The 22,715-nt window shown below is 54.8% G+C and carries 16 protein-coding genes; 3 read left to right on the top strand and 13 right to left on the bottom strand.

The window, feature by feature from the left end:
* Window positions 1-43: 43 nt before the first annotated feature.
* The 13 genes from PuT2_RS02240 to bcsQ (PuT2_RS02180) form a co-directional block, all read right to left on the bottom strand.
* Window positions 44-1,186 (bottom strand): hypothetical protein, encoded by a 1,143-nt coding sequence (locus PuT2_RS02240; protein WP_093969392.1) that lies wholly within the window; start codon window positions 1,184-1,186, stop codon window positions 44-46.
* Window positions 1,186-2,604, bottom strand: a complete 1,419-nt coding sequence (locus tag PuT2_RS02235) for an MBOAT family protein (protein ID WP_093969391.1) — start codon at window positions 2,602-2,604, stop codon at window positions 1,186-1,188. The genes PuT2_RS02240 and PuT2_RS02235 overlap by 1 nt, the downstream gene beginning before the upstream one ends.
* Before the next feature lie 4 nt (window positions 2,605-2,608).
* A complete protein-coding gene (locus tag PuT2_RS02230) occupies window positions 2,609-3,289 on the bottom strand; it encodes an alginate O-acetyltransferase AlgF (RefSeq protein WP_093969390.1) in 681 nt (226 codons plus the stop codon).
* A gap of 5 nt (window positions 3,290-3,294) precedes the next feature.
* Complete coding sequence (locus PuT2_RS02225; protein ID WP_093969389.1) at window positions 3,295-3,954, bottom strand: SGNH/GDSL hydrolase family protein; 660 nt, start codon at window positions 3,952-3,954, stop codon at window positions 3,295-3,297.
* A gap of 36 nt (window positions 3,955-3,990) precedes the next feature.
* Window positions 3,991-8,097, bottom strand: a complete 4,107-nt coding sequence (locus PuT2_RS02220) for a cellulose biosynthesis protein BcsC (protein WP_158213998.1) — start codon at window positions 8,095-8,097, stop codon at window positions 3,991-3,993.
* On the bottom strand, window positions 8,097-9,344 hold the full coding sequence (gene bcsZ / locus PuT2_RS02215) for a cellulose synthase complex periplasmic endoglucanase BcsZ (RefSeq protein WP_093969387.1): 1,248 nt from the start codon (window positions 9,342-9,344) through the stop codon (window positions 8,097-8,099). Before bcsZ ends, PuT2_RS02220 begins: the two co-directional genes overlap by 1 nt.
* A gap of 3 nt (window positions 9,345-9,347) precedes the next feature.
* Window positions 9,348-11,693 carry a cellulose biosynthesis cyclic di-GMP-binding regulatory protein BcsB gene (gene bcsB, locus PuT2_RS02210; RefSeq protein ID WP_158213997.1) on the bottom strand — a complete coding sequence of 782 codons (2,346 nt, stop codon included), beginning with the start codon at window positions 11,691-11,693 and terminating at the stop codon, window positions 9,348-9,350.
* A 44-nt stretch (window positions 11,694-11,737) separates the two neighbouring features.
* Window positions 11,738-12,523 carry a cellulose biosynthesis protein BcsQ gene (bcsQ, locus tag PuT2_RS02205; RefSeq protein WP_093969385.1) on the bottom strand — a complete coding sequence of 262 codons (786 nt, stop codon included), beginning with the start codon at window positions 12,521-12,523 and terminating at the stop codon, window positions 11,738-11,740.
* Window positions 12,520-13,116, bottom strand: coding sequence for a cellulose biosynthesis protein BcsP (gene bcsP / locus PuT2_RS02200; RefSeq protein ID WP_143516085.1), 597 nt, complete (start codon window positions 13,114-13,116; stop codon window positions 12,520-12,522). Before bcsP ends, bcsQ (PuT2_RS02205) begins: the two co-directional genes overlap by 4 nt.
* Window positions 13,117-13,170: 54 nt before the next feature.
* Window positions 13,171-13,641, bottom strand: a complete 471-nt coding sequence (gene bcsD / locus PuT2_RS02195; protein WP_143516083.1) for a cellulose biosynthesis protein BcsD — start codon at window positions 13,639-13,641, stop codon at window positions 13,171-13,173.
* A 381-nt stretch (window positions 13,642-14,022) separates the two neighbouring features.
* A complete protein-coding gene (bcsB, locus tag PuT2_RS02190) occupies window positions 14,023-16,245 on the bottom strand; it encodes a cellulose biosynthesis cyclic di-GMP-binding regulatory protein BcsB (protein WP_093969382.1) in 2,223 nt (740 codons plus the stop codon).
* Window positions 16,242-18,464 carry a UDP-forming cellulose synthase catalytic subunit gene (bcsA, locus tag PuT2_RS02185; RefSeq protein WP_093969381.1) on the bottom strand — a complete coding sequence of 741 codons (2,223 nt, stop codon included), beginning with the start codon at window positions 18,462-18,464 and terminating at the stop codon, window positions 16,242-16,244. The genes bcsB (PuT2_RS02190) and bcsA overlap by 4 nt, the downstream gene beginning before the upstream one ends.
* Window positions 18,461-19,279: a cellulose biosynthesis protein BcsQ gene (gene bcsQ / locus PuT2_RS02180; RefSeq protein ID WP_093969380.1), complete on the bottom strand. Its 819-nt coding sequence runs from the start codon at window positions 19,277-19,279 to the stop codon at window positions 18,461-18,463. Before bcsQ (PuT2_RS02180) ends, bcsA begins: the two co-directional genes overlap by 4 nt.
* 300 nt (window positions 19,280-19,579) lie before the next feature.
* Between bcsQ (PuT2_RS02180) and PuT2_RS02175 the strand changes: the two genes are divergently transcribed.
* The 3 genes from PuT2_RS02175 (at window position 19,580) to PuT2_RS02165 (ending at window position 22,621) form a co-directional block, all read left to right on the top strand.
* The gene (locus tag PuT2_RS02175; RefSeq protein WP_254046914.1) at window positions 19,580-20,200 is read left to right on the top strand and encodes a tRNA-uridine aminocarboxypropyltransferase; all 621 of its coding nucleotides are present in this window, start codon (window positions 19,580-19,582) and stop codon (window positions 20,198-20,200) included.
* Between the two features lie 107 nt (window positions 20,201-20,307).
* Window positions 20,308-21,873 carry an inorganic phosphate transporter gene (locus tag PuT2_RS02170; protein ID WP_093969378.1) on the top strand — a complete coding sequence of 522 codons (1,566 nt, stop codon included), beginning with the start codon at window positions 20,308-20,310 and terminating at the stop codon, window positions 21,871-21,873.
* A gap of 115 nt (window positions 21,874-21,988) precedes the next feature.
* The gene (locus PuT2_RS02165) at window positions 21,989-22,621 is read left to right on the top strand and encodes a flavin reductase family protein (protein WP_093969377.1); all 633 of its coding nucleotides are present in this window, start codon (window positions 21,989-21,991) and stop codon (window positions 22,619-22,621) included.
* The last annotated feature ends 94 nt before the right edge of the window (window positions 22,622-22,715 follow it).

Genomic DNA, 22,715 nt, shown 5'->3' with positions numbered 1-22,715 from the left:
CAGCGATCGTGAGCGCTAGGGCAAGCGCCCCGCATATTAAAGCTTATGGCGGCAAAATGGCCACGTCCTTGTCCAACGGTGCTTGAAGGTCTCTTTCGGGTATTTCCCAGATGACTAGTTTTGGGGGCGTTTGCTTGTATGCTGGACTGCGAAAGTAGTCATTTGCCGACCCCGAGAACGCGCCGCCATCTTTTGACATATTCGCAATGGGTGTCTGGAGCGCAAGCGACAGGAAATTGTCAAAATGTGAGGTACGAGAAAATGAGCTGCCAATGAGTGCGACGGTAGGTAAGTTGTCGTCGCCGAATAAGTCGTCGGCCGAATCGGCCAAGGGGTCTTGTTTGACGTTGAACGTTAACTGGGCCACTTCCTCGGTTTTAGGCTGAAGTGCGGTTGGTAGCCAATCTACGCCTGCCAATCTAACCAGATCGCCGGGACGAATGTGCGGCTGAGCCGTTTGAACCTCGACCGTTTGACGTGGTAAGAGGGGCGTACCGTAGTGTTCTTTTACTTTGGCTGCAATGGCCTGTGCGGCAAGTTGTGCCCCTGTCGCGTTCCAGTGGGTGTCGGTGCGTAAAAACGATGGGCTTGCGCTTGTTTGCATGGGCTGCGACAGGTCAACGGCCGCGATGCCGCTGTCGTGTAGTCGCTGAATCCACGATTGCACACGGTTTTCGAGTATCGCCGGTCGCTGGAGGCTGCATAACTGGTCCTGCATGATCCTGCTTTTGTCGGGGACTACAGCGACAATCAGCTGGATATCCTGCTTTGCCAGCATTTTCTGTACTGCTTCGACTTGCGTGGCTCGCACTCGACTGGCCTTGTCGCCATCGGCATGGGTCGTGAGCTCATCGGTCAGAAATAGCCAGTTATTGCAACCTCGTCGTACTTTCGGACCCAGGTCTCCCAAAACAAGCCAGTTGACTGCGCGTTGCAGTTTTGCCGCTTCTTTGGGAAGTACGGTTTGGGCCAGTTCATCAGCAATCTGCTGGCTTGTTGTCCCGTCGAGTATGTCTGCCAAGCTATATGAGGTTGTATCTGTTGTTGAGTCTTCAGACAGCGCGACAATATTTATGAGCAGACCAACAAGCATGAATGCGGCCATGCATATGGCCGCGATCGTGCCGCCCAGTGACCTGGAAACGATTCGCTCTTGCGTGCGGTCGGACGTATCGGCAGGCGTCATTAGAATTGGAAATACAAGAATGGGGTGGAGCCGCGACTGGCTAGCAGACTGTAAGACAGTAAGAAGGCGCCCAATGGCCAAAGCCCGCGTATATTGGCCAGGCGTTGGGTCGCTGGCTGTCGATCAAGCCAGGGCTGGGCTAACGGGAACAAGACGCAGGCAATGCCTAAAATTGCGGCGATGCCGTGGGCGGGTCGCCAGGCGAGCCGTAGCTCGTTGCCGAGTGCTAGCGCATTAAATCCAAATTGCCCTTGATACATGGCTATGGCGTTATCAAAGTCGGTCGCTCTGAATAGGGTCCAGGCTAACATGACGAAGATCAGGGTTAGGGCGTGCGCCAAGGCCGATGGCAATCTCGGCCATCCGGCCTCGTTCCAAATTCGGTTCACGCTCAGGGCTACACCATGTGCAATGCCCCAGAAAAGAAAGTTCCAGCTGTCGCCGCCGTGCCACAAGCCGGCAATGGCCATGGTCAACAGCAGGTTCCGGTAGGTTTTATACACGCCATAGCGGTTGCCTCCGAGTGGGATGTATAGGTAGTCTCTGATCCAGCTGGACAGCGACAAGTGCCAGCGTCTCCAGAAATCTTGGATGTTGCGAGCCAGGTATGGGCTGTTGAAGTTCTCTGGGAAATGAAACCCCATCATTTGTCCCAGGCCAATAGCCATGGCGCTGTAGCCGGCGAAGTCGAAAAATAGCTGCAGCGTGTAGGCACCGCAACCCAACCAGGCGTCTGCCATAGACGGAGCGGGTAACGCGAACGCGATATCGGCAATGGGCGCTAAAGTATCAGCGACCAGCACCTTCATGCTCATGCCGATCATGAAGCGGCGTGCGCCCTGGCGAAAATTTGGCCAGTTCATGGGGCGGTGCGCCAGTTCGGTGTGAACCCATTCGTAACGGATAATCGGTCCGGCAATCAGTTGGCCAAACATTGCGATGTATGCACCGAAATCGACAAAGCTAGGCTGCGCTTTAATGGTGTTGCGCTTGACGTCGATGAGATACGACACCGCTTGCAAAACGAAAAATGAAAGTCCTGCAGGCAGCAGTACTTTTTGCCATGTCACCGGCATAGCCCCCACCCAGAGTGCGGTCTGGTTGTAGGTGGCAACGACAATATTTGCATACTTGAACCAGCACAGAATGCCAACATTGATGGTGATGAGCAGGATCAACCAATGTTTGGCACGTTGCTGGTTGTGGTGTTCGGATGCCTGCTGTATGAGCAGACCGCCAAACCATGCAATACCTGTGACGATAATCAGTAAGCTAAGAAATACAGGGCTCCACCAGGCGTAGAAGAACCAACTGCCAAGTAAAAGCACACGGTTGCGCCAAGCGGCTGGCGTTACCAGGTAGATACCAAAGAATCCCGGCAGAAATAGCGTAAGGAATTCGAGCGAAGTGAAAACCATGTTGTCAGAAACTGATGGTATCTGTGCTGGGGTAGAGGCGCGTGCCCGTAGCGCTGTTTTCGGGTAGTACAAATAAGGTGTAACGTTCGCCGGCAGAAAGTTGCCCCAGCGACACGGGCTTGCCGACGGGCTTTGCGTTGCAAAGCAATTGCACATCCAGCTTTATGGGGTTGATCATGCGGCGAATCGATGCAGTGTCTGCCGCCACATTGCTGAAAATTTCAACGTCTTTTCCTGACACCTTGAGCGTTGCTTGACCGCATTGGCTGGATAAGTTGTAAAGCGCCAGGGAGGCTTTTAGGGAGTTGAATTCTTCCGGCGTCTCACGGATAGTCTGAAGTGCGAGGCCTTTTGTCTGGTCGGGTACGGCGACAACCGTTACGAACTCACCTGGTTTCACCACAGTTTCGGAGGGTGCTTTTGTGCCGTCTTGTTCAAAGACGCCCTTCAAGGGACGGTTTGCCGCGACAGGAACGAAATCGGAAACCGGCTTGTCGGACGTTAACTGAATGACGTTTTTAGCTTGCCCGCCAGCAATGTTGAGCGATGCCTGTGTGCCGTTTACGAAACGAATGAAAGCGGCATCTTCCGCTGGCCCTGTTTCATATAAAGGAATCTCGGTTGCCGATAGCGGCAAACTCGTCAGGCAGGCAATGGCGGCGGCCAGAAATTTGTGCTGCAACATGTTTTCTACCTTTTGAGCTTTTGCACAACGGGGTCTGTTGAAATCGCCTGGGTGAGCGCCTTACCCCATTGCTGGTAGCCTGATGCGGTAAAGTGCTGGCCGTCGACGGTTGCCCATTCTCCTGGCTTGGAGAACTTGAGTGAGTCGATATAGCTGCAGGGTTTGACGTTAGTCGCCAAGAACCCAGAAACCTGTTTCACACGCGCAAAACTTTTCTGGTATTTGCCCCCCTCGGTTCCCCAGGCAGGCCCGATCCAGACGCACGCGGTGCCGCTGGAGGAAATGGCTTTAGTCAGCTGCGTTGTGTTTTGCCAGGCCCAGGTTTTCATGAAATTGCTTTTGTCGTAGCCGGCCATGGTGTCCCCCATGACGACCACAACAAGATCGGGCTTGTTTTGGGTGATTAGGTTGGCAATAGGCCGAGTTTGGGCGCCGCTGGCCTTAAACGTAGGCTGCGCATCGCCTTTGCGCTCGCCTTCACCGCAGTCGCCGGGTGTCGCTTGCAACCAACTGCCAGGGTTGGATCCGCACACACCGATGGTGTGCACGATCGCGCCTTGTTTGGTTAGTCCATCGTGCAATGTCGTTATCAGATAGCCGGGTGCTGTCAGATGGCTGTCGCCAATAATTAAAATAGTCAGGCCCGCTAAGATGGATGTGATCATGTAAAACCTCTTCGATTAGCGCAATATAAAAAAGCGTTAGTTGGCGTATGGCCCACGGTAAGGGGTAATAGGCAGGTCCATGCCCTTATTGCTCGGGTAGAACGTGTAGCGCATGTAAAGGCCGCCAGCCCATTGGCGGTAGTCTTTGGCGTTATTCAGGCCTAACTGGCTGCCTAGTACCAGATGGTTCGTCAGACGGTATTCAGCCGCGGCGGCGAGGTTGTAGCTCAAGCCTGTTTTGGATTGCCCTGAATACACGCTGGTTGCACCTGTCAGCCCCAAAGCGCGGGCATATTGTGTTGCCGTTTGTGCTCGCGCCTGCAGTGACGAGTCAGTCGGGAAGTAATCGGCGTCGTTTTCTTCAAAGTGCTCTACGCCCAAGGACCCCTGCAGTTTGTACGAGAAGCGCCCGCTGCGCTGGGCCCAAGTAATAGGTACGCTAAGCGAATACATGGATTGCGGGCTGAAATAGCCGCCATGACCATAAGTGAAAAACCGTTGGTTTTTTTCGTAGAACGTGGCGTCGAGGTTCAGCCCTGCTGTAAGCAGTTGATCTGATTCGCGTACCAGATGCCAGTAAACGCCAGCGCCGACGTTGGTGCGTGAGTTTGAGGCGACGTTATGGCCACGCAGGGCGTGCCAGCTGCCGTAGCCGTAATACCCAACGTCATCGGTGTCTTGGCCCGCCTGAAGTCGGACGCCGGTGCTGGTAACCCCACCCCAAGTCATGTCGGTTCGACTGTCGTGGGCGCCGGCAAATGAGGTTAGGCTATCGGTAACGGGGCGTCTTGAGACGTCAACGCTATACCAGCTACGGTTCTGGCTATCGAGCATGCCGTCGTACTTCAGGCCGCCGATGATGTTGTTTCTTATGAACCCCAAAGGCGTGGTGCCTATATCGACTTTCAGCCCCTGATATTCGTACGCAGCGGATAAACCTACGCCACTGTCTTGTTGCTTACCCGAGGGTGTAATCGTGTTCAGCGCCTGGGCATTACCCCATTGGCCGCTTTGCGCAATACCGTCATAGATGGCTACGGGCCCACCACCAAAGCGATCCAGACTGTAGTAGTTCTGGCTGATCTCACCGGACTTGAGTTTGACGGCAGTCGCTTCGAGTGTCAGCTTGCCATCCCCCACGGGCATTTGAACGGATAGGGACGTTTGCATGTCGGTCAACTTGCTCAGCCCGCTTTCCCCGTTATTGCTGCGGCCAGTCGTTGCCAGTTTGACTTCGGGGTTGCGCAAGTCTCGAAGGTCGGCGAGCTCTTTATTAAGCGCAGTAAGTCTGCTGGAGGCCACAATCTCAGCGGCGGCTTGATTCGTAACTGGCGCCGGAGGGGTGGGGTTAGGGGCCGCGAACGCCATATTTTGGGCCGCGTTGTTGGGTGTCGGTGGCAATAGCGATATTGCAGGCCCGGGCGCGGTTGCCGAGACTGGGGTGGGAGCCGCAGCGGACAAATTGTTTGCGGGTAAAGGTAGGGTCGCCATGGGCATGGCAACTTGTGACGGCGTTGTCTTGGGTTGGAACGTGTTGTTTTGTAATGCGGGCGGTTGTACGGCCGCTTTTTGGGCGAATGGATTGATATAGGCCGGCGTTTGAGGTTGCGCTGGAGCCTGATCTACTGGCTGTACCGATGCCAACTGGAGCTTTTTGTTTTCAGCGGCCACAGCAGCGGTGAATAAATCCATGGCTTTACTGGTCTTGCCTTGAGCCCGATACAGTCGAGCGGCATTGGCCAGAATTTCCGGGTTGTCCGGAGCAATGCTCAGCGCGTGGTTGATGGCGCGTTCAGCATATTGCTTATCGCCTAGTTGCGTTGCCGCCATGGCCGCCGCAATCTGCAGCGACGCATTATCCTGATCATCTTTTAGCAGACGCTGGTAGTAGTCAAACGCTTGTTGATGGTCGCCGTTGTCGGCATACATTCTGGCCAGTGCCGCCAGTGCCGCAGGGTCGTTAGGCCGTTGTGAAAGTACGGGGGCGAGTGTGTCGTAGGCGCGAACCAGGTCGCCCCGTTGCCGCAGCAGATCGGCCTGTCTTACTGTGTACAAGATCGCCAGATTGTTATAGGCCTCTTGTTGGCTTGGCGTTAGAGATTTAGTCTGCAGGCTGCGCATTATGCCGGCCGCTTCAACATCTTGCTCGGTTTTCAGCAGCAGTCCTGCGTAAGCCAGCAGGGCATCCGGATTATTGCTGCCCGAGCTTTCCAGCGTTTTGCGCATCAGCGCCAGGCCCCGGCCACTGTTACCGGCATCGACCCAGGCCGAAGCGACGGCGCTGGTCAGGCCCGGATCGTTCGCGGTAGATTGCTCCAGGCCAAGCAACAGACTTTGCGCCTCTGCAAGCTTGCCCTGAGAGGCCAGTGTGGCCGCCTGTGCCGATTGAGCCTGTATGCCGGTGCGCTGCAGTAAGTCGCTCATCTCGCGCGTTCGGTCGGCTGGCGCGATACGTTGCAATGTGTTGTAAGCGTTGTTCCATTCGCCCAGCTCTAACGATAGCAAGGCGCTGCTGTACAGTGCATCTGGCATGTTCGGGTGCGAGAGCAGCAAACCGTCAACCAGACCACGGGCTTCGGTGATGGCGCCGTTTTTTGCGTAAAGGCGTGCCAGCTCCAGCCTTATCCAGGGGTTGTTCGGTTCGTCGCGAAGTGCATCTTCCAGGGCGCGTTGCGCGTTGGCGGTATCGCCGCGCTGTATGGCTTGTCGTGCGCGGCTCGTGGTCAGGGTGGCGCGCAATTTACTAACTTGCGACGCGTCAAGTTGTTGGTTGCTAGACAGTTTATTGACAAGGGTGGCCGCTTCGTCCAGCGAGCCCATGTTGGTCAGCGCTTCGGCTAAGCCTTGCAGGGCTTCCGGGTTGGCGCTATCGGCCTTTAGAGCCTGCCTGAAGGCCTGCGCTGCCTTTTCGTTTTGCCCTTCTTTGGCATAGGCGCCACCCAACGCATTGTGCGCAGCGGCGGTTTTGTTGTCCATTTTGATGGCTTGCTCTGCAAGGCTGCGTGCTTGGGCCGTATTGCCTTGCTGTCTGACAGTGTTGGACTCGTTGACCAGCTTCCAATACTTCACCACGCCCAGACTTCGTTTCCAACCCGATTTGCGATTGGCCGCTACCGCGAGCAGCTCTTCGGCCCGGGCAAAGTCATTGTTTTGCATGTAAATCAGCCCTAAACCCCCAAGAGCATCCGCGTCGCGAGGATCGCGCTGCAAAACCTCCCGGAATGAGGCTTCGGCCTGAGCCAAGTTGCCGGCCTCCAGAAGTTGGAATCCGCGCGCCAGTTTAGGGTTTTGTGCCGGCGGGGTGGCTGCTCGCTCTGATGGCTTGGTGTTATTGCTGGTCGGGCTGGAGGCGTTGGCGCGCGCCGAATTCAGGATTTTTCGGATTTCGTCGTCGCTTGGATTGGCCTTTAAATAGGCCTCGAAGGCTGCGCGATAGGCAGGCGGAGGTGGGCCAATCCAGGTCAGGGCAGAGCGCCATGCTTCTGTTGCTTCACTCGCAACTGCGGGCTGTTTTGACAGGCGCTCCAGCATGGTCAGCCCTTCCTGGCGGCGATCCAGGCTGCGTATTAGCTGTTTTGCAAGCGATAGCTGATCGTTCAGATTGTCAGGAGAAGACTGGGTAATTTCTTCGAGGCCCTGGATCGATCGCTCCAGGCCTTGTGAGCTATAGCCTAAGTAGTTGTAGTACTCACGGGCCAGACTGCCCAAGGGTTTTTGGCCTCGCAACACTTTATCGTATTGTGCGATGGCTTCGTCCATTTGTTGAGCCGCGGCTAAAGATCGTGCCTTATCCAGTTCTGCACGCGGCCCTGGTTGAGCCAGGTATACCTCTTGTTCCAAAAGCGGGAGCAGGCTGCTTCGCGGCGAGGCTGCGCGCAGGCGTTCTAGAAGGCTATTGGCAGAGACCAGGTCGTTCGCCGCAAGGGCAGCCCGTGCAAGACCATACAGTGCATCAGGGTTTCCGGGGTTGGCGACCAGCAGTTTGTCCCAGACTTCGGCGGCGCGCTTATAGTCACCGCGCGATTGCCAGTAGCGCCCTTGCTCTACAAGCGACCCTACGACAGAGGATTGCTGAGCAAAGGTGTTTTGAGTTGTCAGAACGGCCAGAAGGCCTAAGGCGATGGTGTAGTGACGGGCAGACATTAGCGGTCCCATTGGAGTTGTAGGTCACCCGATGCCGTAAAACGGTAGTGACCTTGTTGCCAACCTGTACTGAACAGATCTAATACGTTGTCGTAGTATGGCGGCTGTTGTGCTTTGGCGCGCATTTCAAGCAGGTTTGCTTGCAGCAACGATGCGGCCCGGTTGTATTGTGCGTTCATTTGGGCCAGCTCATTGCGCGCATGGAAGTAGGGGGCCAAGGCAGATGAAAACCCGGCTGGTCCTGTGTTTGTGCCAACCCCCGTCTTGGTATCCACGCGCTCCGGGGGCGCGCCGGTTTCTTTGACCGCTATGGCCATGCCATATAACGTGTCGAGTATGGTCTGTGCTAACGGGTCGTCAGCGGGCGTCATACCGGCCCATAAGTACACGCGAATTGCGTCGTAACTACCGACGTCGCCTTTGTCGGGGTCAGTAATGAACATCCCGGTGCCTGCTTCTGGGTTTGCCTGATAACACACCCAATCGGCCACGAACCCCTTGGGCGTCGTCGCTTGAAGCAGGGCGACCGTCGATTCAATGACCTCGTTCCAGGGCCCGTTTGGTGAAACGCTGGCCAGCCGGCGCAACACCGGTAAAGGAAGATAGCTGGGGTTCAGACGCCAGATATTGTTGGGCAAGACAAAGTGATTGGGCCCGGGGAGCAGCATCTTGCCGAGGCTTGGCAAGGTGTCGATCTCCAGCGTTTCGACGAGCCGCAACAGCGCGAGCGCGTCGTTTGTGTAGTCGGGGCGACCCCAGCGCTTCCCGGCTTCCAGCAGTGAATAAATGAACCAGAGTTCGGCGTCGGATGCCGAGTTGTTGTCCAGAACGCGCCAGTTTCCCTCTTTGTCTTTACCCCAAATCCAGGCCGGCAAATTGCGATAAATGTCTCCGTTTGCCAGGTTGTTTACGGCCCAACGCCACATTTTCTCGAATGTCTGGCAATCATTGGCAATCAAGGCAAAAAACATGCCATACGATTGCCCTTCCGACGAGCTGTGCTGTTCGGGGGTGCTGGCATCGAGCACGCGTCCGTCAGGCTGCACAAAGTATTCGAGAAAGGTTTGCCATTGGGGCCAGTCAACGGTGCCGCGGCACTGTGTTGAGGCTACCGGTTCGGTTTGCGCCATCGGGTTGCCGCCAACGGCTAAAAGGCCGCTGGCCGCTAATGAACAGATGAAGCGTCGCCGCCCCGGTTGAGGGTGCTGGCTTTTGTACAGTTGACGACGCAGCGCGTGACGGGGCATGTTTTAGGCCTTAGGTGTACGCGCTTTGCGATTGCGTAAAACTTTTCGGGCAAGCTGCGTCACCAAGGCGGCCACGACCAAGAGCGCAAGGAGTGCTATCAGAGCGGCTTTCCAGGGGGCGGCCGGCAGATAGGGTGAGAGTACCCACTGAATATGCTTGAAGAAGCCCAAATCGCCGGTGTAGTAAGTTTGGTCTGCAACAAGCTGGTCTATCTTATTGTTTCTGACGATAGAAAGGCTTCCCCCCACCGTACCCTGAAAATCTTCGTTTTTCAGTATGGCCGAGCTGGCTTGTTTAAGGCCCTCGGGTTGATTGCTGGCCACAACGACCACACTTCGGCCTGGAACTTTCGGAGACTCGAAGCCAGCCACTATGGCGCTGGACCCGCGGCTGTCGTAGTTAATCGTCGCCCGTTGCGGCACGATGGCGTTGCGTGGGTCAGGCGTGGGCCACATCAACCTTTTGTACAGCAAGTCGGACGTTCCCAAGCGTTTGCCGTCTGCACCCGTGTAACTGCCGGTCAAGAAGTCGTTCCAGTAGGTTAAGGCGGGTTTTTCGGCACCGGCGGCGAGTACCAGCAAGTCTTTGTTGGCGACCGCGTCGATTCCGTCTATGTGGGTTACGGTCACGGCCAGCGCAGGGTAGCCTGTCGATTCGCCCATCAGGCCCATCAGGTCGAGGTACAGCGTAACTTCGTCGGCAGAAAATTGCTTGTCCAGAATGACTGCCGTTTCCGACAGGTCGGCAAGTCGGGTGTAAGGCCAGCCGCTGTCTACAAACGACGTCAAATCCGGCATTGCCTTGAAATGAGGATAGCTTGTCAGGTCGATGGTCGACTCGGGGTCGATCAAACCACGAACGTTGTCAATGATGATGTCACGGCATTCGCCTTGCTTTATGTAGTCGTACATATAGCGAAACTGCAGTTGTGCGCTGGACTTCAGCGTGTTCAACGGCACTTCCAGCAGCGCGTGAGACGGTATGTCTTGATCCGGTAGCGTTTGGGTAGCAGGGGTTTGCTCTGGGTAAAGATCATCCAGTGCGAACAATGGCATCGACTTCATGAAGAGATCGTCGACGCTGAAGAGCAAAGAAGAGTTCACTGAAGTCGGTTGCGGCGTATAGCGGTACTTTAATTGAATAGGTACGTTTTTCTCGCGCCATGCGAACAAATCAGGAGGTGTCCTCACGTTGATGCGAATCAAGTCTGGGCTGTAACCGGACACGTTCAATTGCTTTTCGTCGATCAGTTCGCCAAATGCTACGGGCCGGTCGGTGCGTAGCCACCGGGGCGCATCGTAAGGAACCCGGGGTTTCAATTCGGCGAATTGTGTAATGAGCGCTGCGCGACCGCTCAGTGTCTGGTTACCCGCAGCCAGGGCAATGGCGGCCTGCTTAAGCTCTTCGCTGTTTCGGCCCATTATCAGTAAAAATTTGCTGCTGGGGTCTTGAGGGTTAGGCGTAACGGCCAGCGTGGGGCCGGCCAAAGGGTCAGAGTGAAAAAAGCGGGCTTGCTCTGCACCGTTGACGAAAACGATGGCGTTCCCGCTTGCAGGCGCCACGTCTTTCTCTACAGGAAAGTGGGCGCGGCGATGGCCAGCCATCGCACCGAACCAAGAGGACAGCGCGCCAGCGCCCTCTAGCACGTTGTTGTCGGCGACGCCACTAAATACAAACGGCAACACGAGTTGCTCGATATCCCGTGGGTCAAAGAACGGCAATGGGAATAGGGCAAGGTCGTCGGGTAGCGGCAGCGGGTTGACCGCCAGCTCTAAGGTGCTGCGGTTGCTGATGTTGGCCCACAGGCTGGAATGCAGAGGGTCTTCGCATTCGAGCGTGTAGTGCCCGACTAATTGGACGCGTAACTGGTTGTAGGCCGTGATGAGATGGGCAGGGAGAGTGACGGTTTTTGTGAGCTGGCGTCCTGCCTTATCGTTGGGCAGCGCGATGGTTGCCGCAACCTCGTCGTTGACCAGAATATTGATGTGCGAGAGATCTGGGAGCAGTGAAGGCGAATAGGCATAACCAAGCTTGAGCCGTGCGCCTGTAACTACCTCGTCTGCGCGAATGCTGAAGGGGATCGTGTTGCTTGAGTCGATGCCGCGCAGGTTCAATGGATATTGTGCCCCGAGCGCTTGGAAGGTTATGTTGCGGTTGGCGACAAAGGGTGGGGTGGCCGCAACCGGTTCGATCCCGATAGGCGCGACTGTTTCCTCAGAGGCAATTGTTGTTTCGTTGGCGTGGCTGGACGTATGGCTTAACAAGCCCCCAACCAGCATGCAAGGCACGATCCATCGTGCAATAAGCCGACCACGTGTAAAGGGCGGGTGAAACGTTTTATTTGTCATGAGCATCTGAGGTCTTTTGTTTTGTCTGAGTTGGCGCAGCGTGCTTAGGTGTCTGGTACTGTGACTTCGAGGTGGTCTAGGATCCACTTGGCCCAGGAAAAGTAATCTTGATTCACAATACTGTCCGGACGGTACTCAATGAGGGTCTTTCCGTAGGCAAGTGCCTCGCCTACACTTTGGTTAAATTTGACGGGCTCGACGGTGCTGTCAGGGAGCTGCTCTCGCAGGGCTTGCAGCACGTCCTGACTAAGCGCTTTGTTAGGATCGTACTGATTAACCAGATAGCTGTACCCTAAAAAATCATCACGCGATGTGCAAAAGTTGCGGATGAGTTTTTCCATTTGAGGCAGGGTGGCATACGAGGCCGCATCGGCAAGCGTCACCACAATGACCAGGTCTGCAGTTGTTAGGGCTTGCTGCAAATACGTTGACGGCCCCGGCGGTGTGTCGATGATGACGATGGTTTCGGGTGCGATAGGCAATTGATTTAAGTTGCGCTCGAGCCAGTGGGCGTCGTGGGTCAGTCGTTTTTCAAACTCGTGACGATCGTTTTCGTTAATTAGGCCGTACGGCAAAACGGCCAGGCCGGCGTCAACCTGGTACGCCGCGTCACGCCATTCGCGTGCTTCCAGTGTCGCTCTCGAAATCCCGTCAAGTCTGTCATTGCGGCCGCCAAAGTGCAGGTGCAATGCGTTCTGAGGGTCCAGGTCAACACCCAGCACCGGAAAGCCTGAGCGAAATAGTGCCATGCACAGATTTGCTGATACGGTACTTTTGCCTACGCCGCCCTTGGTTGAAACGATCGCTACTTTCTTCACGGTGCGGTTCATCCGCGACGCAAGGGAAGGTCAGAGGGGGCGTTGTCTTGCGGTGACGATGCCAAACGCCCGAATAACCGCTTTAGCGGCGTTTGTGCCGTATCGGACGGTGTTGTGGGCGCAGCGCTTTGCGCTACCGTGCTGGGCGCAGGCGTTTCGATTGGTTTTTTTTCGGTGCGCTTGTTTGACGCCTGGAACAATGGCTTGTGTTGGGCCTCTGAGAGGTCGGGCGCGGCGGTTGGGCCAAATTGCGATCGAAGTCGTTGGGGCGACTGCGCGAGCGACCTGAGCAAGGCCGTTTTTGACGGTATGACACGCGCGGGTTTTGGCTCAGGCGCTGGCGCCACGGAAGCGTGTTGTGCTTGGTTCGTCGCGACCGCAGCCGCGAACGTGTTGCTCACTTGCGGCTCTGCAACGTGCTCAGGAAAAGCCGGCTCTACGATGCGCGCAGGCGGAACCGGCTCTTGGTGAAGCTTAATGGTTTCGATCAACGGCCACCGGTGACGTGCGCTGGAATTTTGCTCGTCACGGGTGATCTCTTTATATTTTGCAGATTGCCCGTCGAACTGTCGAAACAGGTTTTGAATGTCGGTGTCTTGACTCATTTTGCGTTCCACTCTATTCCGTTTCGTTTTTTACAATGGTGAGTACGACTCATTTCAGCGTTCGAATGAGCGGTGCTCAAGGCGGTACTCAACAGTACCCGTGCTGTCGTCGATGGCCGATTGACGCAGACAAAGCGATTCATCAGCACCCGATTGATGCAGCCATTGCTCATAGGCGCCTTCCAGGAAACCGTTTGACCAGGGCATGTTCTCGGGCAGCATGCTGACGGGTAAAGGCGACAGGTAGTGACGAATAACGAGTTGTGCATGTTCGTCGTCGATAGAAACCCAACCCCAGTTCATCGATTGCCAGAGCGCATTGATTGCGCTTTGAAGTGCACCGATCGTCTCACTTTCTGGTAAGGGGTGCTGTCTTGCAAAGCGTTGGCCCGCGCGGCGCATGAGCCCGCGTAGGTTGCTGGGTGTGAGATGCTGTGTGAGCTCTTGTGCAAGCGCCCCCATGAAGCCTCTCCATTGAGCCGAGCAGTGTTGCGTAATCAAGTACTGGACGATATCTTTTTCCACGACGGTCCTTTGGGTTCTTATTGGATTTCTCAAGCGTTGCGAGCGCAGCGTTGGGCAATACGTATGGAAATACGCATTGGAACGAGCGATTTAGGTAGTTTTGCGGGGAAAAACGGTATGCCAGCAGGGCGGCCCAGATGCTGCAACGCAGACGGAGAGCGCTGGAATTGGCAACTTGAGAAGCGTATATGCATAACCAGCATAATTTTTGCAAGGCGGAGCTGCGGGTTTCCGGCCCGCATTCTTGAAGCATAACCTTGCCTGTAGCGCACATGCCTAAAGAGTAGCATTATGTTAAATGTGCGACTTAATGCGATTTTAGACCAAAATTACAAAAGTTTTAAGCCTTTTGGCTAGGTGTTGTATTGCATCCCTGTTCGTTTAGCTCTCTTGCTGGCGCAGACGTTTAATCGCGCGAGCACGCAGTGTTGCGTACATCATGAGCCCAAGTATCACGGTCGTGATTAGAGCGAGCATGACAAGGATTAACGGGTGGCGTTCCAAGTACCAAACAATGCGATGCGGCAGGCTTAGGTCGGTCAGGTAATAGTCGGTTTGTGTTGACAGCGTTTGTACCTGATCGGCACCCAGGCTAATACTTGACCCACGGATGCGTTCCAACAAACTTGTGTTTAACAACGCGTCGCTGAAATGGTGCAGATTTGATGGGTTTGCTGACGCAACTACAACAACGCTGCGGCCCGCTGACGCAGGCGACTCAAAGCCGGTTAGTAATGCCTGATGGTTTAGTTGGCGATGCGGTTGAGTGCTGGTCGAAGGGTCGACGTATGCAATAAGCTTTTTCCATAACGAGGAATTTTCTTGATCTTGGCCGTTTTCCAGGACGCTATTTTTTGGCAGGGCGCTCGACCAAGGCCCCAATACATCGTGGACGTTGGATCCCGCGATGACCAAAATATCCTTGTTGGGCAGTGGGGTGTTTGGCTGCGGGAAAACAACCTGAAGGCGTATTGCGGGGTATCCGGTCGCTGCGCCCATTTGACCCAGAATGTTGAGGTAGGTTGTTTGCTCTTCGGTACCAGATTGTTGCGGTAGAACAAAGGCTGTTTCAGATAAATCTGCCAAGCGAGTGAACGGAAAGCCGCTATTGGCGAAAGCGGCCATATTGGGCATGGCGATAAAGTGCGGCAAGTGCGATATGTCGATGGTCGAGCTAGGGTCGATCCGACCTCGCACAGTATCCGCGGGAACGTCTTTACAGTTCTCGCGAGATAGATAGTTATAGTCGAAATAGAACTGGAGCTCGGTTTGTGAGGCAAGCGTTCTGACCGGAAGGCTTAGTGTGGCCGTGTCGGGGTTGCCCGCTGGTTTGAGATCTATGACGCCAAGCGGAATGCCGTTAGCGCTACTCAAGAGGCGGGATGCATCTGATTTTGGCCGGGGTGTGTAATGGTAAACAAGTTTAATTAATGCCCCAACATCGTCAGGGTCATAAAGGTCGGGCGGCAAACGTACTCCAAACCTGATTAAATCGGGCGAAAAACCGTTGACTTGCAAGTTGGCAGGTGCTTGCAAATTGCCGAACGCGACGGGATTGTGACGAGACAGCCATCTGGGCGCATCGTAGGGTAGTCGCGGTTCTGGAAGGTCGAGTGCTGAGATATACGCTTGCTTACCGGTCAATGCCTTGTCGCCTAGTACAAGTGCCTGCGCGGCTTGTTTTACCTCGGCTTGATTTTTACCCCGTATGACCAGAAGGCTGGCGGTTGGATCACTTGGGTGCGTGAACACGCCCACCTCAGGCCCTTTTACCGCAGGCAGCTCAAGTCCGTTAATTGATTCATCTGCGCTTAAGACGATAACGGCGTCCCCTGTTTCGGGCAGTTTGTCGTGGTTAACGGGGAATTTTGCGCCGCGATAGTCGGCGAGCGCGCCGAACCACGACGAAACGATGCCTGCCGCTTCAAGGGTTTCGGCATCCGGGCTTGCCGGCAATACAAAAGGCAAGACAAGTTGAGCGATCGAGTTACCCCTGAAGAAGGGTACAGGCAGATCGTCAAGGCGAGGGTTGGCAAGGTTCGGACGCGCCTCCAGATCGAGAGTACTCGTGTTGTCTACTTCTAGCCATAGTCCGGAATAACGGGGGTTTTCGCAGCGATTGGTGTAGTGTCCAATAAGCTGCAGGTCCAGCCTTGATTCGGGTGTTATCCAGCCCGCTGGTAATTCGACGTTGTAGCTCAGTTCTTGTCCCGCTTCATCTTGCTTGATGGGTATTGTCGCAACGTGTTTTCCGTCTATACGCACATTCAAGTGAGATAGACCGCTGAGTAGCTCGTCTGAATGATGGTATTTCAGCTTGAGTTGCGCTGTGACCGGCACGATTTTGTTGGGCATGAGCAGGGCGACGCTGTACGAGCCATCGGCGCCGACAATCTTGATGTTATTGCGCTGGCCAAGGTCGGCTAGCGTATACGACAGAGACTGCGTTGATGCCTGGTTTGGGGACCTGCTTTGTATTTCAGGAGCGCTGAGTGCGTGCGGTTCGACGTGATCTGCGGCGTAAGCCGTGTTTACTAGCAATACTGAAGCCGCAGCGCAAAGCAGCTGAAACCCAGAATGCAATTTTCCAGCGAGCGCCTTCATGACTGTTTAACCTGTGAGTCTGATGAAGAGCGTGCCTTCCCGATGCCGGGATGCTTGAGTTTTTCTGTCAGGGTGTCGCGCGATAGCTTCGCGAATAGTCTGATGCCTCGCACACCAATATTTAATACGTTGCGTAGGGCGCTTAACGGCGCGTCTGGCGCTGCGGCGTTCCAGGCGTCGACCCACAAGTCTGCACGCCCGAAGGTCATTTGCGTATAGTTAAAAGCCTGTTCTGGCGTAAGCGGTTCGAGTTTGACACCGATGCGTTGGTCTTGGCACAACACTACCTTGCAGGGTACGTAGGCTTCGTCATCTCCGCGCGTAAGTGTGACCCCAACGAGCGACCCGGGCGCTATTTGGACGCCAGGCGGCAGCGTGACGCCAAGTCCTTGCTCAGAGAAGTCGTGGGTGTCGCAGCGAAATGCCATACCATCAGGCGTCTGCAGAATCGCGGGAAGCGTGGCTGATACCCGTGGTGATTGCCGGATTTGCCGGCTTTCGAGGGAAACCGCCACGCAGGCTCCTGCAAGAAGTACGTTGAAGACCGTCCAGAGCATGTTCATGATAATGGTCATGAACAGGTCGGGGTTCTCATAGTTGCTTGCCAACATGATGCCGCCGATCAGCAAGCCAAAAAGATTCAGCCCGAGCAGCAAGATATAAGGTTTGGCGATGTCAGCGTCAAGGTAAGATCGCTCGATGATGCCGCCTTTGGCCGTTACGTTGAACTTACCTTTGTTAGGGTTGATGAATGTAGCGATGACCGGTCGCACGATATACCAGGCAAGCACCGATTCGTAGACTTCGTTCCAGAACGAATGCCTGAATTTGCCTTGTAGTTTGGAGTTGGTCAGATTGCTCTGGATGATGTGAGGCAGCGCGTATGCGGCGATCATGAGTGCGGATGCCTGGAAAACCTGTGCCCCGAAAAACAAAAATGCCAATGGAGCGGTCAGGAACACTAAGCGAGGGAGCCCGAAAAAAAAGTGAAGCATTGCATTCAGATAGCAAAGCCTTTGCCCTAGGGTAAGGCCTTTTCCAAGTAGCGGATTGTCGACGCGTGCAATCTGTGCCATGCCGCGCGCCCAACGTATGCGCTGGCCCACATGTGCTGAAAGGCTTTCGGTCGCTAAACCTGCAGCCTGCGGTATCCCCAGATAGGCTGTGTTGTAGCCTTTTCGGTTTAGTTTGAGTGCGGTGTGAGCGTCTTCGGTTACCGTTTCAATGGCAACCCCGCCAATTTCATTCAGCATGCTGCGCCTGAGAATGGCGCAGGAGCCGCAGAAAAACGAGGCATTCCAAAGGTCGTTGCCTTCTTGCACCACGCCATAAAACAGGTTCCCCTCGTTGGGTACCGACTGAAAAGTATTTAGGTTCCGCTCGAAAGGATCGGGCGAGAAAAAGTGGTGAGGGGTCTGAACCATGGAGAGTTTTGAGTCGCGCAGAAACCACCCCATGGTTAATTGGAGGAACGAGCGCGTAGGTATATGGTCGCAATCAAAGATAGCTACGAATTCTCCGTTGGTTTGGGCCAGGGCTGCGTTCAGGTTTCCCGCCTTGGCGTGTCGGTTGTTGTCGCGGGTCATATACCCACATCCTACGTCTTCACAGAGTTCTCGGAAGGTTTCGCGCCTGCCGTCATCTAGCAAGTAGACGTTCAGTTTTTCAGCAGGCCAGTCCATGGCGAGTGCTGCGTAGACGGTTTGCCGCACGACACCTATGGGTTCGTTATATGTTGGGATGAACACATCGACGCTGGGCCAGGCGTCGATGTCGTCGGGCAGCGGCACAGGCTTTCGGTGCAGCGGCCAGGCGGTTTGGAGGTAACCCAGCAATAGCACCAATAGGGCGTATATCTCGGCTAGTAAAAGGCCATAGCCGAATGTGGCATCAAGAAGCGTCTCAAAACCCAGTGTCTCGGTAACGCGCCAATACATGTAACGTAGCGACGCCAATGAAGAAAAAATGATCAATATGTGGGAAGCGATTTTGCTTTCCAGTCTTCTGATGACCATGGCTACTGCCAATATGCAGACCGAAAAGAGGACCTGCGACCAGAAGTCGAGCGGCACTACGATCAGCAGGCCAAAGGTAAATAAAGTAATGGCAAGGGTTATGGCAATGACCCACGGGTTGCGCCAGCGTTTCTCTTCAGAGGCCTGTTGCAGCAGTTTGTTGATGCCGACAGCATACTTGTTTGGCAATTTTTTGGTGGTCATGGCCGTTTCGTCGTGTTGGCTTGCAATAGTTGCAAAACCCTGTCTGTACAAATTTTGATGTCGTAAGAAGCTTGCGAGTAGGGCGCAAAGCTGGTGACGTCTTGTCGATTCGCCAACGCTTCACACATAAATTGATCAGCATGTATGCGTCCTATCAATGCAGAGCCCAGCTCGTGGCGGATAACTTCAGCCATGTCGCGTGACAAGGGGTGTGCGCTGTTGACTTGGTTAATGATGTACTTGGCCCCGTCGAACGCCGTGCGTGGCCTGCTGTATTGATTCAGTAAGCGCTCCATGACAGGTATGGCTGCGAATGAGGCCGCATCGGGCAAAGTGAGCACCAGGGCTAGATTTGCGATTTCGAGAACGCGCTGAATGTAAATAGATGGGCCCGGCGGCGTGTCAAAAATGATGATGGTGCCGGGTGTTATCGATAGTTCGCTTAAACGCTCTGAAAGCCAGTGCGGGTTTTGCTCCAGTATGTCTTCGTAGGCGGTTCGTTCGGCCTCTGAGGGAATGCCGTATGGGATCAGGCGTACGTCTGGAGCAAGCTCTACCACTGTGGTCGACCATTTGTGGTTGTTAAGGCTTGCCAGCGCAGAGCCTTCTCGTGCGTTTGGCGGGATGCCAACATGGTGACAAAGCGAATTTTGAGGATCCAAGTCGAGCATGAGGACTGGTCGGTCGGCCCGTGCGATGCAGACGCCAAGGCTGGCCGCGAACGATGTTTTGCCGACGCCCCCTTTCGCTGAAATTATTGCGATGGCGTACGTAGGGCTCAAGGGATGATCAGTCGTAATGTCTTCGTTTTCCATAACCCTTCGAGTTTAGAATGTTTCCGGTACTGCTGTTGCTCAAAAAACGGAAAACGTGAGTTTGGGTGATCATTTTGTTGGTGCGCAACAAGTCTTCTATGCACTACTATTTTTACTTTGGATAATGTTTCTTAAAATTGCATTATAACCAATTGTTTTATTTGTAATTTTCCAGATTTCTCCTGATTTTTTGGGCGTTAAGCTATTTCTCGTTACAGTCGCGACCCTCACGAGGATTGTTCGGTGCAATGGGTGGGCTTGAGTGCTACCGCTTGTTATTGTTTAGATTGAATGTCCAGGGTGAATACAAAGAATCTCGAAAAGAAGGGGCGTTCCAGTTGCCCACGATGTCTTCGCCCAGCAACGCATTGCCTGTGCGCTTACGTTTCCGCCGTACCCAGCCGTACGCGTGTACTCATTCTGCAGCATCCTGATGAGTCCCGTCATGCCTTGAATACGGCGCGGCTGGCTGCGTTGGGGTTAACCAACAGCACCCTGTGGGTGGGCGAGCATTTTCCCGATCTGGCGTCATCTATTCGTCAGGCCTCGGCCGCGTTTCTGCTTTTTCCGGGCCCCGAGGCTCAGGCACCTCTGCCGCTTGAGGCACTTGCGGCCGGCGACGCACCGTTGCTGATTGTGCCTGATGGCACGTGGCGTAAGGCGCGCAAACTTGTTCAGCTGAATCCGGTGCTGGCCGACTTGCCCAGGCTGATGCTGGCCGATGGTGTGCCATCGCGTTATCGCGTGCGTAAAGCCGCTGAACCGAATGCCGTTTCAACGATTGAGGCGATTGTCCGGACGTTGACGTGGCTTGAGCCCGGGCAAGATTTTGAGCCGTTGTTACGACCGTTCGACGCCCTGATTGAACAGCAAATTGCCGCGATGGGGGCGGAGGTTTACGCGCGGCATCACGGGGGATAGGTGTTGCGCCATCGCTTCATTGTGATGTAACCGTTCGCATGACAATTCATTGAAATGTCATAATTACGCAATTTTTCGCAAACGGGCTTTTTCTCCCGACTATCTTCATGCAATTCCAGGAACTCTCCGACATCCAGCACGCGACTAAACGCAGTCAGCGTGAATTCTTCCGCTTTGGCATGGGTCTGCTGTTTGTTGTCAGCATCATGATCTATTCGTCTTTAGGTCTGGGGACTTCGGGCACGCAGGGCATTATGTTGGTAGTCGCTTCCATGATTGGCGGCTACATGGCCATGAATATCGGCGCCAACGACGTGGCTAACAATGTTGGACCGGCGGTGGGGTCAAAGTCAATTTCAATGGCAGGGGCCATAGTCATTGCCGCGATCTTCGAAGTTATGGGTGCGCTTATCGCAGGCGGTGATGTGGTTTCGACAGTGCGGGGCGACATTATTGATATGGCGGCTATTCCCAGCCCCGATCACTTCCTGGCCCTGATGACGGCGGCCTTGCTGGCCGGTGCGCTTTGGCTGAACCTGGCGACGGCGCTGGGTGCGCCTGTGTCGACGACTCATTCTATTGTGGGTGCAGTGCTTGGCGCCGGAGTAACGGCGGGTGGTTTTGCTGCGGCCAACTGGGGCGTCATGGTCAAAATTGTGGCCAGTTGGGTGGTTTCGCCGCTTCTGGGCGGGCTGATTGCAGCCGGCTTTTTGCTGTGGATTAAATGGGCCATTACCTACAAAAGCGACATGGTGGCTGCAGCACGCAAGACGGTGCCCATTCTTATCGGCGTCATGGCGTTCTCCTTTTCCACCTATCTTATTCTTAAGGGGTTGAACAAGATCTGGGATGTTGAATTCCTTACAGCGGTTATTGTCGGTGGGCTTATTGGTGCGTTGGTTTGGTTGCTTACGCGTGCGGTCATGGCACGTCGTGTGGCGACATTGTCCAATACCAAAAAGTCCATTAACTCCTTGTTCACCATTCCGCTGATTTTTGCGGCAGCTTTGCTTAGTTTTGCGCATGGCGCCAATGATGTCGCCAATGCGATTGGGCCGCTGGCTGCTATTGCCGACACAGTCCTTCATGGTGGTGTTTCCGACAAGGCGGGTATCCCGTTGTGGGTCATGTTGATCGGTGCGTTGGGCATAGCCATTGGCTTGGCCTTGTATGGTCCCAAGCTGATTCGTACGGTAGGTGGCGAAATTACCGACCTTGACCAGATGCGGGCATTTTCTATTGCCATGGCTGCGGCGGTAACCGTGATTGTTGCGTCGCAATTGGGTTTGCCGGTCAGCTCAACACATATTGCTATTGGCGGGATTTTTGGTGTCGGCTTTTTGCGCGAACACCTGAAGTCAAACTATTCGCAAATGCTCGAGTGGATCAAACACCGGCACACCGGGGCCGATAAGGCGCAGGTCGAGGCGTTTCTTGACAAGTTTGCCGCTGCCGATGTGCAAGCCAAGCAAGCCATGCTGCAGCAGCTTAAAGATCACACGGTAGACGTCGAGTTGACCAAAAAAGAATACAAAAAAATGCGTCGTGTTTACCGTGGTGAGCTGGTCAAGCGTACTGCGGTGACCAAAATTGTGGCGGCCTGGATCATCACGGTGCCGGCTTCGGCGCTGATGGCAGCAGGTATTTACTGGCTGATCGCGTCGTTGCTGTAGGCCCATCCCAAGGCCGGTCAGTCCAAGCCCCGGCTGACGACGTTCGCATTGTCTAAAGGCGTCCGAAGCTGTTAAATTCGGACGCTTCTCTTTGGCTATTCAAGTGTTTATTTAAATGAAAGTTTTTCAGAACGATGACATGACGACCTTGCTGGCGTCGGAAATCGACCCTAGCATGGGGTACAAGATGGTGTCCGGCCTGGTGGTGCCACGGCCTGTGGCGTGGGTCAGTTCGCAAAGTGCCGAGGGTGTCGTCAATGTGGCGCCGTTCAGTTCCTTTAATTATGTGGCGCATAGCCCACCCATGCTGGCGGTAAACATTGCGCTGCAAGACGATGGCGCGCTCAAGGATTCGGCGCGCAATATTCGCGATACCGGCGAGTTCGTCGTCAATATCACCCCCACCGCAGCGCTCGACATGATGAACCAAAGCAGTGCCGAGTACCCGGCCAACGTTAGCGAAGCCGAGGTGCTTGAGATTCCGTTGCTGCCCAGCCAGTTGGTCAAGCCGCCGCGTGTAGCGGTGTCGCCTGCACAAATGGAGTGCCGTTTGTCGCAAGTGGTGCCCTTGGGTACCGGCATTAATACGTTGTATATCGCCGAAATTGTGGCCTTCCACGTCGATAAAAACGTATTCGACGGGCGTCACATTGATAGTGTTGCGATGGATCCTGTGGCCCGTCTGGGCGGTCCGTTCTATGCGTCGCTGGGCCAAATTCACAAGCGGCCGCGTCCCAAAGCGGTGTAGAAACTCTTACGCGTAGGCGTGATGTGTATTGCGGCAGCGCGCTGGGTGGCTTGCCGCGGACCACAAAAAAGCCTGCAACGTTGCCGTATGCAGG

The sequence above is a fragment of the Pusillimonas sp. T2 genome, from assembly GCF_002236805.1.
Classification (GTDB): domain Bacteria; phylum Pseudomonadota; class Gammaproteobacteria; order Burkholderiales; family Burkholderiaceae_B; genus Neopusillimonas.
Note: the sequence above shows the minus strand (reverse complement) of the source record. Positions and strands in the feature narration are given on the sequence as shown.